The following is a 16,522-nucleotide window of genomic DNA, read 5'->3' as shown; positions in this document are numbered from 1 at the left end:
TATAATTTACTCATGAAATCTAGTTGAGTTAAAAATAATTTAGGTTATCAAGATGGTTTAGAAATTTATCAAGATAAAGAAATGTTTAGTTATTCAGTTGATACTATTTTACTTGGTAATTTTTGTAGTTTAAATCGTAAAATAAATCATATTTTAGAAGTTGGAACTAATAATGCAGCTTTAAGTATTTTTATTGCACAAAGAGCAACAAAAATTCACATTGATGCAGTAGAAATTCAAAAAGAAGCATGTGAAATTGCTAATTTTAATGTAAAAATGAATAACCTTGAAGATAAAATTAACATAATTTACGCTGATTTTAATGATTATGCAAAAAATATTTGTCAAAAAATAGGTAATGGAAGTTTTAAAAAATATCAACTCATCGTTGCAAATCCACCTTATTACAATCAATTAAATAACATTAAAAGAAAAAATACAAACAATTTTAAAGAAATTGCAACTCATGAAATTACTTTAAATTTAGAACAATTAATTAGTGCAAGCAGTAAAATAATAGAACAAAAAGGTTATTTGGCTTTAGTGTTACCTATTAGTAGATATATAGATTGTATAACACTGATGCGAAAATACAATTTTGAGCCAAAAAGAATTCAATTAGTATATCCAAGAACTAATGATATTGCAAAATTTTGTTTAGTAGAAGCTAGATTTAATACTGGTTGAGGTACTCATTTTTTAGAAAATATTTATTTACACCCTCAAAATAAAAATAATCACACATACACTCAAAAAGTTAAAAAATTATATAAACCAATTAAGATAAAGGAATAGTATGGAAAAGAAAACATTTTATATTTCAACACCTATATATTATCCAAATGGTAAATTACATATAGGACATTTTTATACAACAACAATTGCAAATACTTTATACAATTTTAAAAAACTAAATAATTATGATTGTTACTTAGTTACAGGTATTGATGAACATGGACAAAAAATTCAAAAAGCAGCAAATTCACAAAATATTGAGCCTCAAAAATTTGTTGATTTAGCTACTGAACAATTTAAAGATCTTTGAAAAAAAGCAGATTTACACTATGATTTTTTCAGTAGAACCACTTCATCAAATCATGTTGTAACTATTCAAAAAATATTTGACAAAATGATTGAAAAAGGTTTTATTTATTTAGGAGAATACTCAGGTTTATACTCAATAAGTGATGAAGAATACTTAACTAAGACACAAGCAATTGAAAAAGATAATAAGTACTACCATCCAACAAGTGGACACGAATTGGTTGAAATATCTGAAGAAACTTACTTTTTTAACATGCAAAAATTCAATAAATGAATAAAAGAATTTTATGAAAATAACGATAATTTTATTAGTTCTTCAAAAGTAAAAAATGAACTTTTAAATAATTTTATAAATAAAGGACTTGAAGATTTAAGCATAACAAGAATAAGTTTTGATTGAGGTATTCAAGTTGCTTTTGAATCTAAATTTAAACACGTAATTTATGTATGATTAGATGCTTTATTTAATTATTTAACTGCTTTAAATTATTTACAAGAAGATGATAGTTTATATCAAAAATTTTGAGCAAATGGAACTGAAAGAGTTCATGTTGTGGGAAAAGAAATTACTAGATTTCACTGCATTTATTGACCTATTTTCCTAAAAAGTTTAGATATTAACTTACCTACTAAAATATTAAGTCATGGTTGAATTATTACAAATGAAGGTAAAATGTCAAAATCAAAAGGAAATGTAATTGATCCTTATAAATTAATTGATACATACGGAGCCGAACAAACCAAATACTTTTTTATGTCACAACTTTCAATTCATAATGATGGTATTTATGATGAACTTGCTTTTAAAAATTGTTTAAATGCTGATTTAGCAAATAATTTTGGTAATTTAGTTAACAGAACTTCAGCAATGATTAATCAAAGTTTTGATAATGGAACTTTTTATGATCAAAATAATTTAGAAGAAGTTGATTTAGAAGTTTATAAAGATATTGATAAACACTTTCAAAATTATAAAAACTATTTTGATAACTTTGAAATAGATAAAGCTTTAAAAGAAGCAATTAATTTATCAAAATCTCTAAATTTATACATAGACAAAACAACTCCTTGAAAATTAAAAGATAATTTACCAAGACTAAATGTGATTTTAAATACATTATTAAACGGAATTTATGCCACAACTGTTATGTTGAGCGTTGTATTACCAAATAATATGCAAAAAATTGCTGAGTTTTTAAGTATAAATGAATTAAATTTTGAATTAATAAATATAAAAACAAAGTTTGATAAAAAACCAATTGATGTAAAAGAAATATTATTTACCAGAATAAAATAAAAGATGTAAACAAACAAAATTTATTTTTGTTTAAAAAACATCTTTTTTTATTTTTTTGCAATCTTTTTTACTTTTAATAGTGAAAGGAGAAAATGCAAAATACAAAAGATAAACATTTTGACTTTATCAAAGTTAAAAAAAATAAAAGCAATAGAAATAATAAAAAATTCCTAATACTAGGTTTAATTTTATTAACCTCTGCTGCTATAACTATTCCAAGTTTGATATTAACAAAAATGAATTATGTGAAATCAAACAATATAAAAGACAAAAATTTAATCATTAAAACAAAAATTGATGAAAATAAATTACTTGTAATTGATAATTTAAAAATAAAAGATCAAAATAAAAAAATATTAATTTCTAATAACGCTTATAAAACTGAAAATGTATCTCTTAAAAATGATATGAATGAAAAAATACAAGAAAACGTTTATTTAAAAACAGAAAACTCCAAAATCACTGATACTAATAACTTATTAAAAATAGAAATTGATAATAAAAATAAAGCTAATGATGAGTTAACACTAAAAAATAATGAATTATCAAGTGAAAATGAAAAAATTAATTACGAAAAACAAGCATTGGAATTAAAAAATATTGAATTAAATAAAATCAAAAATAGTTTTATTGATGTTGCTAATAATTATCAAATAAGTATAGATAATTTAAAAGATTTTTATTTAAAAAATGCAAATTATTTAGTAAATGATTCTTTAATGGAATTTAATTATAAAAACGATTCTAGGTATCTTGAATTAAAAGATGCATATACTAATTTTTTAAATTTTGTTGATGAAAATGATAGTTTTGAAAATTTATTAGAAAATGGAAATGTAATAGCAACATTTCATAATGATGTATTAAATTATATTTACAATTTAAATAATCATTTTGAAAATATTTTGACTAAATATTCTGAATTAAATAATGCTAATATAAATAAATTAAATGAATTAAATGTAACTGTTTTAAATTTAAGAAATGAAATGGAATCACTAAAAAAACAAATAGAAATAAATAACACAATTTTAGAAAAAAATCGTGAACAAATTGCATTGCTTGAACAAAATATACAAAATTTAAATGAAATAAATGAAAATTTAAAAAATAATATAAAAGAATTGAAATTAGAATTAGAAAATAAAAATAATGATTATCAAAATCTATTAGTTTTAATAGAAAATAAAAATTCTGATATTTTAAATTTAAAAAATTTAGTTAAAGAATATCAAGAAAATATTAAAGAACTTGAGTTAGATAAAATTGCAAATATTTCGCAAATTGAAAAATTAAATAGCGAAATTGAAATAAAAACTAACGAAATAAATAAATTAAAATCTGATATTTTGAGTCTAAATACTCAAAAAATGAATTTAGAAGAAAATATAAATAATTTAAATAATCAAAGAACTTCATTTATTGCAGAAATAGAAAAAAATAAGCAAAATATAACATTTTTAACAAGTAGAGTTTCTTCATTAGAAAAAGAAAATGAAAATCTAGGTGAACAAGTAAAAAAATTAAGTCAAGAAAACGATCTAATTAACAATTTATATTTAAATTCAAAACATTCTTATGCAAAAGAAATAGTAAATGAAAAATTAAAAATAATTCAATTAATGATTGAAAATATTAATCATTTTTCAGACATTTGAAATGATAAAGGATTATTTTTTGCAAATGATGAGGCTAAATATTTATTTAAAAGTATATATGATAACATAAATATAAATACTTTATTAAATAAAACTGATGAAGATTTTGATAATGAAATTCACAATATAACAGGCTTAGAAAAAGAAAAATTAAACAATATGTATGAAATATTAAAAAATGTTTATATAACTATAAAAGATTCACCGAATATAAGTAGAGGAAAATACTTTAAAGATAAACTAAACGAACACATCAAAGCATACAACATCATTATTCAAGATGCTAATAACAATCTATTTAAACCATTAAAAGAATTTCAAGATACAACTCTTAAGAAAAGATCGGATAGAACAAATGGATAATTTTAAAGAAATGGAATATGATAAAGCAATTGAATTAGAAGGTGGAAGTTTTATTGGTTTTTTAAGTGCTATATTACCGTTAGCATTTGGGACAATCGGAAACATAATAGGAACGGTTAAAGTAGCTTCTTCAAATAATGGTGAACTAAAAACAAAAGACGGTAACACGTATAAATGAAATAACGAAACAAAGGAGAGTAATCTTGTACCAGTATATTACTATTTCTAATCTTGAAAATATGAAATTAAATGCAAATTTATTAGAAAGATTAGAATATATAAAAAAACAAAACAATAATTTTTTTGCTTCAACTGAAAATGTCATTGCAAATTTAAAATTGCTTAGTAAATTTCTTCCTTATGATGTAGCAAATCAATGACTTTTATTTAAACAAAACAAAGAAGCTAATAAATTTTTAACTTTTAATCAATGAAAAAAACGCGGTGTTCAAATAAAAAAAGGCGAAAAAGCTGCGTATATAATAGGATACAAAGAAAAAACTTTTATTGTAAAAGACAATGAAAATCAGCCACTTGAATGAGAAAATGCAGATGATGAAACAAAAGAACAAATTAAAAACGGTATAGGTTCAACTTTTAAAAAGAAAATAGTATCATTAATTCCTGTTTTTGGTGATAATCAATTAACAGAAATTAAAAGAAAAACTCATAAACAATATTCTTATGATAGTTTAGAAAAAACTTTAATAAAATACTTAGAAAAACTGAAATTCGATGTTCAAATAACAAAAACTGATACAAATAATGAAAAAATTAATTATGAAACAAAAGAAATTTTTATAAATTATTATGACAATCTATTATCTCTTAGTTTATTGAAAATATTAATTAGAATTATTCTAAGATATGATGGGTACAAAAAAGTTTTAGAAAATACAACTTTAGAAGAAAATATGATTTCATTTTTAATTTTAGAATCTATTGAATTAAATAATTTTGAATATGATTTTCACTTTGTTCAAAGCATTTTAAAGAAATTAAGTGATTCTGAAAAAGAGTTATTTTTAAAAAATGTTGTTTTAATTGCAAAACAAATTAAAGAAAAATTATAAAAAAACACAGAAATATCTGTGTAATCCTTAGGATTGAACATAACTATCCAATAGTTATGTTTTTGTTTATTTTTGTAAATTTTTCTTTTGTTATGATTGCATCATAAAATTTTAAATTTTCTATAATTTTTAGTAATTTATTAATTTCTTTTTCTATTTCAACAATTATTTCGTTTTCTAATATAAATGCAGCTGATATATTACCATTTTCTTTGTAATCTTTTATTTTTTGTTTGTATAAGTTTTTTGTCTTTAAATAAGAGATAAATTTATTAACAATAGTTTTTTCGTCTAAAATAGTATTTTTAAATTCATTGATTTTTTGTTCAGTATTTTCAATTTGTTTATCTATATCATTAACCTCTTTAGAATTATTTGTATTTTGTAATTTAATTTTTTGAATTTGTAATTCATTTTTTTCTTTGTTTAATGAGTCTATATGTACAGATAATTGATTATTTTGAGTTTGTATATATGCTGCTACTGTATCAATTTGATTTAAAATATCACTAATATACATTCCATCTTTTACCATTTTTATTAATAATTGTTCTGCTTCTTTATCCATTATTAAATTATGTTGTAAAAGAATTTTATTTTTTGCATGTAATGTAATTGCTATTTTTTGATCATTAGTTAACTCATCAATAGAAACTGTGTGAAATATTTTTTGATATTTTGAATCAAGTATTTTGTTTTGAGAAGTAGCAATAATTTTTATATTAGTATGATTTTTTGCTCTTTCTAAAATATCTAAAACATCTTGATTTAATAAATTTATATTTTCTATAAATAAAATAAAGTTAGAATTTTTATTTTGATAACTAAAAAACATTTTATAGAAAATATTCATAATTTTTTTATCTTTTGTAAATGCTAATTTTTCTGTGTTTAGTTTATAAACAATTTGTGAAGGTAATTCATTTTTTTTGTTATTGAAATTTAAAACAGAAGCAAGTGAACGAATTATTAAATCTCTAAAAGATTCGCTTTGATTAGTTAATAATATAAATCTATTTTGTGTTTTAAATGTATTTATAAATAATGTTTCTACAACTTTTTTTATTCCGCTTTTTTCTAATTCTTCTAATGAAGTCTTTTTATTTTGTGTGAGTTTTGTATAGTTAGTTGTGTATCTATGTATTGGATTTATTTTTTTAATAAGTACATATACAAATCAAGTTATAAATCCTAAAACCATAAGTGAAATATAACTTAATATCACTAATAATTGTGAAGGTTGGTATGATTCATTAACAATAGGAGGGAAAAGTGTAATTAAAATAATCGCTATTATTAGTGAAGTAGTTATCATGTAAATTATCTTTTCTCAAATAGGTATTTTAAATTCTTTTCTTTTAAATGAAATATGTAAAATAGACACTAAAGTTATTAAGTAAATAACGAAAAATACTAAATTACCAGATAATAAAATAGTTGTAAAAGAATCACTTATTTTTAACAATTTAGGTAATATTGTAAAAATTATCATTGCTAAAATACTTACAATTGTTACAAATTTAATTGCATTTTTATGTTGACCGTTTTTTGCTACTTTTGCAAGTGATGCTGGTAAAAATCCATCTAATGCTAATGGAACTACTGTTTTTGCATAATAAACCATAGAAAATATAGATGATGTCATTTGTCTAAATAAAAGACCAATTGCAAAAAGTATTAAACCAGTTGTTCCCAATACATTTTTCATTATTGTTGCAACATAATCACCTTGTCATGTTTGAAACGATGGAATAAATGAAAATAATAAAAAGAAAACTAAGTAAATAAATATCACAAAACCAAAAAGATAAAATAATATCTTTTTAAAATTTTTAGTTTTTACACTTGTTGATAGTCCTGCTAAACCTTCTATTCCACCATAAGCATAAATAAAACTTAGAATAGAGTTAACAATAATAAATGGGGTTATTTTTTGAATTGAACTATTTTCAACAAAAAGATGAGGGGTAGGTTGTGTCGATACTAAATAAATTATTACCCCTAAAATAAGTCCAAAAATAATTCATTTAATAATTGCACTTCCTAAAATAAATTTTTTAGAAACATGCAAACTAAATGATGAAATGATAGTTAATGTAATAAAAAATACTAAAGAAACTATCAATAATAAAAACTGATATTGTTCATTTTCTACAAATAAACTTGCTATTGATGAAAAAAATAAGGGTGAAGTTGCAGAAAATAAAGGTGCTTGCATAAATTGATTTCAACCATTTAAAAATCAAAATCATTTACTTTTAGTAAAAGCTTCTTTTGCATATGCATAAGAACCACCTACTTGATTTCCAAAATATTGAGTGCCGCGTGCAAAAGCTAACATAATACCAGCTGCAATAAAAGATGTTATTGCAAAAATTAAAAAACTGTAATTACCGGTTTTGATAACGCTTTGAATAGTTGCAATAAAACCAAAACCGACAATAAAATTAATTCCATAAAAAACAAAACTTTTTTCGCTAAATTTTTTTGTCATTTCCTCTCCTTTTTTAATTTAATTAATATGTGTATATTTATTTTATAAACTTTTGCAACAAAATAATGAAAAAAGCGCTTTTTTCATTATTTTTTTTAGTATTTTTTTATTTTTTCAATTTTTAATATAAAAAAAGCATAGATATAATCTATGCTAGAACTCTCCACAAAATTTTAATGTAATATTTGTGGGTTTTGTGTTTAATAAACTAAAAATTTTTTGTTCAATTAGAAATAATAAGTTTTTTGTTTCAAAAACAAAATCACTGTTTTTTCTTATTTTATATTTAATTAAATAAGAAATGTTATTTTTGGGTTTTTCAATTTGTAGATTTATATCATCAACTAACTGAGTATTTTCTAAAAACAAAAATATTTTTTTTATTGTGTCAACTAAAACATCTTGGTGTATATAGTAAGACATATTCATTTTTGAATTTACTTTGATAAAATTATTCATTTATTATTTATTAGCTCTTCCTACGTATTTACCTGTTTCGGTTGAAACTAAAATAACTTCACCTTCTTTTATAAACATAGGTGTTTCTAAAACAAATCCTGTTTCAGTTGTAACTTTTTTTTGTGGATTATTGGTTGTGTTTCCTTTAACTGCTTCTGGAGCTTCAATAACTTTTAATTCAACGTTTGGAGCAAGTTCAATATCTAAAATTTCTTGTTCATATTTTCTTACTAAAACGTTTGTTGATGGCACTAAAAAGTTCATTTCTCATTCAATTTTATTAATAGCAATTTCAACTTGTTCAAAAGTGTTTTGATCCATTAAAATGATATTTTCTCCATCTGAGTATAAAAAGTTCATTGAAGTTTTTTCAATTCTTGCAGGTTTAACTTTATCTCCACCTGTTCAAGATTTAATTGTTGTTGAACCTGAACGTAAATCTTTAACTTTAGCTTTAACTGTTGCTTGTCCACGCCCTTGTTTTGAGTGTTGTGATTCTAAAACAACATAAATATTTCCATCCATTTCAAAAGTTATACCAGGTTTAAATTCATTAACATTTATCATATATATTCTCCTTAATTAAAATTATCAAAGTTATAATTAAATTTTATATTATTATTCCTTATTTTCTTGATTAAATTCAATATTTTCCTTATTATTTTCAATGCTTGTGATATTTTGTTGTTTTTTGTCATTATAAAAAGTAATTATTGTCATTATTATAATATAAACAATTGTAAATATTGCCCCAAGAGTGATTTGTACATCGGCAAAATTAAATATTCCACCAGGAAGTCAATTTCTACCTCAAGGAATAAAAATTATATCTCTTACACCTTGAAACATCATTCTATCAATCATGTTTCCAAAAGTTCCAGCACTAACAGCTGCTAATGCAAAGACTATTGGAAAGTGTTTTTTGTTTTTTATAAATAAACAACCACTAATACTTAAAACAAAAACAATGAAACTAAAAATATGTAAAACAGGGTTTGGTAGTTTTTGCCCAAATAATGTTGTTCCTTCATGTAAATATGATCCGAAAGCAATAATTTTTCAGTCTACAACTCGTTTATCGCCGTAATTAATATTTTCACCATGAACATAAAATACTTGTTTAATAATTAAATCAAGAGCTAGTAAAATAGCGAAAAATATTACAAAAGTTATGACATTAATAATAATTTGCTTTTTATTTTGTTTAAAATGCGTTTTTATTTTATTTTTAATTTCTTCTTTGTTAATATTTTTAATTCATTTCATCTAAAACTGCTTTACATCTTAAACAAACATCTTCAAACATTTGTGATTTTTCAAAATGGTTTCAGCATCTTAAACATTTTTGTGATTCTTCTAATTTCATTACTTTTGTTTCAGAACCAAATTCTATTTTTGCAACCATTAATAATTTAACTAAATCAAGTGATTTTATAAACTCAGAATTAGAATTTATAATTACAAAAGCTTCATTTTGTCTTTTAATTTCTTGATTTTGAATAGATAATTCAATTTGTTTGTAAACTAAATCTTTTAATTCAAAAAATTCTTTTCAGTTATTTTCTATTGTTTCATCAAAATTTGCTTCTTTGAAAAATTCTTCTAAATGTACTGATTCTTTTTTGTCTTTTAATGGGAAGAATTTATAAATCTCTTCACTTGTGGTTGGTAAAATAGGTGCAAGTGCAATCATTAGTGTGTGAGTTATTTGATATAAGTTAAATTGAATTTGTTTTCTCTCTTTACTATTTTTTGTATCAGCATATAAAGAGTCTTTTGAAATTGAAATATAATAACTACTTAAATCGATTACAAAATTATTAATATCTTTTATTACATTTATAAAGCGATAGTTGTTGTAATCTTCAATAATTTTATTTTTTAATTTTGCTAATCTATTAGCTATTAAAAGATGAATTCCTTCTAATTTAATTTTTTCATATTCAAAATCACTAATAGCACCCAACATAAATTTAAATGTATTTCTTAATTTACGATATATTTCAATATTTTGTTGCATGATTTTATCATCAATTGTAACATCACTTGTATATTCACTATTTGCAACTCATAATCTTAAAATATCTGCACCATATTTTGAAACAATATCTAAAGGTTTTACAACATTACCTTTTGATTTTGACATTTTTTGTCCTTTACCATCAAGAACAAAACCATGACTTAATAAGCTTTTGTATGGACTTGTATTTCTTCAAGCAACTGAATTAATCATTGATGAATTAAATCATCCTCTATATTGATCGCTTCCTTCTAAATATAAATCAAAAGGAGCTTCAATTCCACCTGGTTTTAGTCCTATTGAAGTTGAACCTGAGTCGAATCAAACATCCATAATGTCATTTTCTTTTGTATAACCTAAATTACGATATTTTTCAGGTAATAATTGATCAACCTCAGATTTATATCAAATATCTGTACCGTGTTTTTCAACTAAATCAATTACATAATCTAAAATTTCATCATTTATTACAGGTTCTTTGTTTTTGTCATAAAAAATTGTAATAGGTACACCTCATGATCTTTGTCTACTTATTGTTCAACTTTGGCGAGCTTCAAGCATTAGATGTAATCTTTTTTTAGATCATTCATTAAAAGTCTTTACTTCATCAATAGCTTTTAAAATATCTTCTTTAATAGGTTTTAAACTAACAAATCATTGCGGGGTTGCACGATAAATTATTGGTAAGTGTGTTCTTCAGTCGTGTGGGTATGAGTGTTTTATTTTTTTGAAAGCAAGTTGTAGATTTTGTGAAACTAAATATTGTCCGACATGAATATTTGCATCTTCATAAAATAAGTTTTCATATTCACCTGCAAAGTGATTTAATTTTCCGTCATCTTCAACGTGCATAATCATTTCTAAATTGTGTTTTTTACCAATTAGAAAGTCATCTTCACCAAATAATGGTGCCATGTGAACTAAACCAGTTCCACTTTCTAAAGTAACATGGTGTCCTTCTACTACTGGTGCAATTAATTTATTTATTGGTGATTCATATTGAATATTAATTAATTTTTCACCTTTAAATGTGTTTAATATTTTGTAATCTTCTCATTTAAATAATGTAACAAGATCTTCTAATAATTCTTTTACAACTACGTAATTTTTGTTGTTATTTGCAACTAACACATAATCAAATTCTGTATTTATTGCAACTCCACTATTTGCAATTAGAGTTCAAGGAGTTGTTGTTCATATTACAATATAATCATCTTTTTTAACAAATTCATTACCATTTACAACTTTAAAAGCAACATACATTGAAGGTGAAATATGATCTGCATATTCTACTTCTGCTTCTGCAAGTGCTGATTGTGATGATGGTGATCAGTAAATTGGTTTGAAGTCTTTGTAAATTAAACCTTTTTTTATCATCTCTTTTAAAAGTCTTAGTTGGTTAGCTTCCATTTTTTTATCCAATGTCACATAGATATCACTAAAATCTGTTAAAAGTGATAGTTTTTTAAATTCTTCTTTTTGTAATTCGACTTGGCTTAATGCATAATTAGCACATGCCTCTCTTAATTCAACGACTTTAAAATCATGTTGGTTTTTCTTTGCAATTTGTAACATTTTGTGTTCAATTGGTAAACCGTGAGTATCTCAACCAGCAACAAACGGAGTATAAAAACCAAGCATTGATTTTTGTCTTACAATGATATCTTTTAAAATTTTGTTTAAAGCATGACCAACATGAATACTTCCGTTTGCATATGGGGGTCCATCATGCAATATAAAACTTTGATTATTTTCATTGTTTTTTAAGATTTGTTTATATATGTTAATTTCTTGTCAATTTTTATGATATTCAATTTCTTTATTTGCTAAATCAGCTTTCATTGAAAAGTCAGTATTTGGCATTAATAATGTATTTTTATAATCTATTGTCATTTTATTTTTCCTTTTTGATTGCTTCTATAAAACTACTGAATAATGGATGTGGATTTAATGGTCTTGCATTAAATTCAGGGTGATATTGAGTACCGATGTAAAATGGATGAGATTTTAATTCACAAATTTCAGCCAAGTGAGTATTAGGTTCTTCACCTGAAAAAATAAAATCCCCATCTTCTAATATATTGCGATAATCTTCAACTATTTCGTAACGATGTCTGTGTCTTTCACTAACAATTTCTTTTTGGTAAATATTAAATGCTAATGTGTCTTTTTTAATTTTTGTATCGCTAGCACCCAGTCTTAAAGTACCACCAATTGCATCATTTGAATCTTTTCCTCTTATGTAATCTAAAACATAAACTTCATTTTTATTATCAGTTTTAAATTCATAACTTGTTGCATTTTTTATTCCTTTTAATCTCGCTTGATTAATTGACATAATTTGCATACCAAGACAAATTCCTAATGTTGGAATTAAATTTTGTCTTGTGTAGTTTGCAATTTTAATTTTTCCTTCAATACCTCTTGAACCAAATCCAGGTAAAATAATTACACCATCAATATTTTCAAGACTTTGTTTTGCTTCTTTATCATCTTGAATTTTTTCAGATTCAATTCATTTTAATGCAATATTTACATTTGAATACGCACTTGATATTTTTAAAGCTTCAATAATCGATTTGTATGCATCTTCAAATGTTGTGTATTTTCCTACCATTGCTATATTTAATTTTGTTTCATATTTTTTGTCAATTAATGAAACAAAATGTTTTCAATTTTTAAGATCTGGTTTTTTATTTTTAATATTGAAATATTTTAAAATTATTTGGCTTACCTTGTGTTTTTCTAAATATAAAGGCATTTTATAAACCTGTTTAAAATCAGGAACTGGAATAATATTTTCTTCATTTAAAAAAGTATATTTTGCTACTTTTTGTACAACATAATCACTTGGAGTTTTGTGACTTCTTAGAAACACAAGATTAGGATTTATTCCTAATTCCCTTAATAAACTAATTGAATGTTGAGTAGGTTTTGATTTAAAATCTCCGCTTGCTTCTAAAAATGGAACATATGATGTGTGAACAAAAAATACTCTATCACGCATTTTATATCTTATTTGTGCAAGTGCATAGAAAAATGAATTACTTTCCAAATCACCAACAGTTCCACCAATTTCAATAATTGCAAAATCGGGACTTTTATTTTTTTCAATATCCAAAATTATTTTTTCAATTTCATCTGTAAAATGTGGAACAATTTGAACAGTTTTTCCTTCAAATTGTCCATCACGTTCTTTGTGAAGCAATTTTTGGAATATTTTTCCACTTGTAACTGATGATAATTTACTTAAATTTTCACCAATAAATCTTTCATAATGTCCTAAATCTAAATCAGTTTCTCCACCATCATCTGTTACATAAACTTCACCATGTTCAAATGGACTTAAAACACCTGGATCAACATTTAAATATGGATCTAACTTCATTGAAAATACATTAAATCCACGTGATTTTAGCAATCTTCCTATACTTGCTGCATTTATTCCTTTCCCAATACCGCTGATTACACCACCAGTTACAAAAATATAATTTGTTTTCATTTTTCCCCTAACCATCTAATTTAAAATATTAAATTACATTTAATAATTTTATAACAAAACAACACTTAAAATTTAAAAAAATAATTGCTGAATAATTTTTAAATTTTTTAATTGCTCCTAAATACAAAAAATACCCTATTTTGTAAGGATATTTTAATTATTATACAAAACAATTATTCGTATTCTGAAAATCAGTCAAAAACACTATTTAAATCTTCAACTTTAGCAATAGCAGTAATTAAATCATCTTTTTGAATTCTAAAATTACCATCTGGTAAAAAACTTGTATTTTGTCTTTGAATTAAAACAATATTAGCGTTTCTTTTTCTTAAATCCAAATCTTTGATTTGTTTATCAAAAATTTCTTCGTTTTTAATATAACATGTTCCAATTACAAAGTCTTCACCAATATCTTCTAAATCTTGAGAGTATCTTAAAAAAGATTGATTTGCAACAATGATTGCTGTCTTAATTCCTGCTTCTTGTTCAGGACTAATAATTTGATTTACTCCAATTTGTCTTAAAACTCTAGCATGTCTTTCGCTGTTTGCTCTTCCTATGATATTTTTAACACCAATTTCTTGTAATGAAGCAATAATTTCTACATTATCTCCGGTTGCAACAACGATTGCATCACTATCTATTATACCTAGTGATTTAAGAACTTTTGGATCCGCACCATCTGCAACATAAATTTTTGAAACCTCATTTTTATAACTTGCTAGATTTTTTTCGTCTTTATCAATTAAAGTTAAGCTAATATTAGCTGATTTTTTTAACAAATTATTAACAACACTTTGTCCGTATCTCCCCATTCCTATGATACAAATTTCAGAAACTTTTTTTTGTTTTTTCATTTTTAATTACCTCTTAAAAAACTGTAATATATTAGTATTTTACTATCTTTTTTGCAATAAAGTTGATTAAAAATAAGAATTTTAATGTTTATTTAGCTGCACTTTTAAAAATGTATAAATTATAAATTTATAAATAAATATCACAAAAAATTTTATTATTAATGTAAAATTAACACTATGAAAAATACAAGACGCCGTCTAAGAAAATGAAATATAAACGGCAAAAATATATTTTATTATTTTAAACAAACAGGAAAGATAAAATATATCTTTTTAGTTTATTTAATTATTACAATTATTTTATCTTTATTTTTATACTGACCTATTAGTCATAAAAACATGATTATTGAAAAGCCTGATTTTAATTATGGTGATGCTTTGTTTATTGCGGCTAGCGCTTTTAGTGATACAGGATTAAGTAATATAAACATAAGTGAAGGATTTAATGAATTTGGTCAAGCTATTATAGCAGTGGGTATTTTAATTGGAGGTTTTGGTTTTTTTACACTAAAACTTTACATTTTTAGAATATTATTTGGCTGGATGTTTAAAACTAAAACAAGTCATTTTAAGCGTGATTTAATTCAAGTTGAACGAGGTTCTACTGTTGTTGGTGATACACAAAAAGTTATTAAGGTATCTTTAACTACATTATTTGTCGTTTTATTTAGTAGTATTGTTTTTATGACATTTTATTTTTATTTTAGCAATGATGGTTTTTTTGATAATAGCAAAGCTAATATTGGTGATGTGGATATTTTTAATCCTTACATAAAAGAAAAATACAATCCTCATCATAACATTTTGCTTTCATTAAGATATGCTACTTTTGAAAGTATTAGTGCTATTAATAATGCTGGTTTTGATATTATTGGGCCAAATTCAATCAGCGCTTATAATCATGCTTATATATTACAAGTTTGAATTATTATTTTAATAATTGTAGGTGGTGTAGGATACCCTACTATATATGATTTTTATAAAAAAATTCAAGCAAAGCTAAAAAAACAACGTTATGAATTTACGTTATTTACAAAATTAAATTTAACAACCTATTTTCTAGTTACAATAATTGGAATTTTATTAACTTTTTTATTTGAAATAATTAATAAAAATCCAACAGGTTTTTGAAAACAAGCTGAGTATGGAAGTAATTTTAATAAAAGTTTTGCAATTATTTTTAATACTATAAGTACAAGAAGTGCTGGATTTTCAACAATTGATTACTACCATTTTTCAACACAAACAACACTTTTACACGCAATTTTAATGTTTATTGGTTTTGCACCTGTTTCAACAGCGGGAGGAATTAGAAATATTACTGTTGCAATTATTTTCTTAAGTGTCTTTAATACAATTAGAGGTAGAAATACAATTAATAGTTTTCATAGACAAATAGGTAAAGAAACGTTGATTAAAGCTATTAATATTTTAACTATAGGTCTTGTTTTAATTTTAATTGGCACATTTATTGTTTCATTTAATTTATCGGATATAACACAATTTGCAAGTTTAAATAATCAGAAACAATACACAATAGTTTCAGTATTTTTTGAAGTCTGTTCTGCTTTTGGTAGTGCTGGACTAAGTACTGGGATAACTGAAAAACTTAATTTAACATCAAAATTATTTTTAATTGTTTATATGTTTATAGGACAATTAGGTATAACCTCAACAATTTTGGTTTGAGGAAATCAAAAATCTTATGTATCTAATTATCACTATATTTATGAAGATGTTCCATTAGGATAAAAA

The 16,522-nt window shown here is 23.4% G+C and carries 13 protein-coding genes; 6 read left to right on the top strand and 7 right to left on the bottom strand.

Annotated elements, in window-relative coordinates; translation table 4 throughout:
• Positions 1–12 precede the first annotated feature (12 nt).
• The 5 genes from N8G13_RS01850 to N8G13_RS01830 all read left to right on the top strand — a co-directional run bounded on the left by N8G13_RS01850 (position 13) and on the right by N8G13_RS01830 (position 5,435).
• Positions 13–795 carry a tRNA1(Val) (adenine(37)-N6)-methyltransferase gene (locus N8G13_RS01850; protein WP_262289238.1) on the top strand — a complete coding sequence of 261 codons (783 nt, stop codon included), beginning with the start codon at positions 13–15 and terminating at the stop codon, positions 793–795.
• A gap of 1 nt (position 796) precedes the next feature.
• Positions 797–2,341, top strand: a complete 1,545-nt coding sequence (gene metG, locus N8G13_RS01845) for a methionine--tRNA ligase (protein ID WP_262289237.1) — start codon at positions 797–799, stop codon at positions 2,339–2,341.
• Between the two features lie 92 nt (positions 2,342–2,433).
• Positions 2,434–4,362 carry a hypothetical protein gene (locus N8G13_RS01840; RefSeq protein ID WP_262289236.1) on the top strand — a complete coding sequence of 643 codons (1,929 nt, stop codon included), beginning with the start codon at positions 2,434–2,436 and terminating at the stop codon, positions 4,360–4,362.
• Positions 4,355–4,591, top strand: coding sequence for a hypothetical protein (locus N8G13_RS01835; protein WP_262289235.1), 237 nt, complete (start codon positions 4,355–4,357; stop codon positions 4,589–4,591). The genes N8G13_RS01840 and N8G13_RS01835 overlap by 8 nt, the downstream gene beginning before the upstream one ends.
• Positions 4,566–5,435 (top strand): ArdC family protein, encoded by an 870-nt coding sequence (locus N8G13_RS01830; RefSeq protein WP_262289234.1) that lies wholly within the window; start codon positions 4,566–4,568, stop codon positions 5,433–5,435. Before N8G13_RS01835 ends, N8G13_RS01830 begins: the two co-directional genes overlap by 26 nt.
• A 43-nt stretch (positions 5,436–5,478) precedes the next feature.
• On the opposite strand, the gene N8G13_RS01825 is transcribed toward N8G13_RS01830, so the two are convergent.
• The 7 genes from N8G13_RS01825 to N8G13_RS01795 all read right to left on the bottom strand — a co-directional run bounded on the left by N8G13_RS01825 (position 5,479) and on the right by N8G13_RS01795 (position 14,767).
• Positions 5,479–7,929, bottom strand: a complete 2,451-nt coding sequence (locus tag N8G13_RS01825) for an amino acid permease (protein WP_262289233.1) — start codon at positions 7,927–7,929, stop codon at positions 5,479–5,481.
• 153 nt (positions 7,930–8,082) lie between these two features.
• The gene (locus N8G13_RS01820; protein WP_262289232.1) at positions 8,083–8,388 is read right to left on the bottom strand and encodes an MMB_0454 family protein; all 306 of its coding nucleotides are present in this window, start codon (positions 8,386–8,388) and stop codon (positions 8,083–8,085) included.
• 3 nt (positions 8,389–8,391) lie between these two features.
• Positions 8,392–8,955, bottom strand: coding sequence for an elongation factor P (gene efp / locus N8G13_RS01815; RefSeq protein WP_216488811.1), 564 nt, complete (start codon positions 8,953–8,955; stop codon positions 8,392–8,394).
• A gap of 51 nt (positions 8,956–9,006) precedes the next feature.
• Positions 9,007–9,654 carry a signal peptidase II gene (locus N8G13_RS01810; RefSeq protein WP_262289231.1) on the bottom strand — a complete coding sequence of 216 codons (648 nt, stop codon included), beginning with the start codon at positions 9,652–9,654 and terminating at the stop codon, positions 9,007–9,009.
• Positions 9,641–12,301, bottom strand: a complete 2,661-nt coding sequence (gene ileS / locus N8G13_RS01805; RefSeq protein ID WP_262289230.1) for an isoleucine--tRNA ligase — start codon at positions 12,299–12,301, stop codon at positions 9,641–9,643. The genes N8G13_RS01810 and ileS overlap by 14 nt, the downstream gene beginning before the upstream one ends.
• 1 nt (position 12,302) lies before the next feature.
• The gene (locus N8G13_RS01800; protein ID WP_262289229.1) at positions 12,303–13,910 is read right to left on the bottom strand and encodes a CTP synthase; all 1,608 of its coding nucleotides are present in this window, start codon (positions 13,908–13,910) and stop codon (positions 12,303–12,305) included.
• A gap of 173 nt (positions 13,911–14,083) precedes the next feature.
• Positions 14,084–14,767 carry a potassium channel family protein gene (locus N8G13_RS01795; protein WP_262289228.1) on the bottom strand — a complete coding sequence of 228 codons (684 nt, stop codon included), beginning with the start codon at positions 14,765–14,767 and terminating at the stop codon, positions 14,084–14,086.
• A gap of 177 nt (positions 14,768–14,944) precedes the next feature.
• Here N8G13_RS01795 and N8G13_RS01790 point away from each other — a divergent pair, with 177 nt between their 5' ends.
• On the top strand, positions 14,945–16,519 hold the full coding sequence (locus N8G13_RS01790) for a potassium transporter TrkG (RefSeq protein ID WP_262289227.1): 1,575 nt from the start codon (positions 14,945–14,947) through the stop codon (positions 16,517–16,519).
• Positions 16,520–16,522: the final 3 nt, after the last annotated feature.

The organism is Mycoplasma zalophi (genome assembly GCF_025486335.1).
GTDB classification, from domain to species: Bacteria; Bacillota_I; Bacilli_A; order Mycoplasmatales; family Metamycoplasmataceae; genus Metamycoplasma; species Metamycoplasma zalophi.
This window is presented reverse-complemented; position numbering and strand designations above follow the sequence as displayed.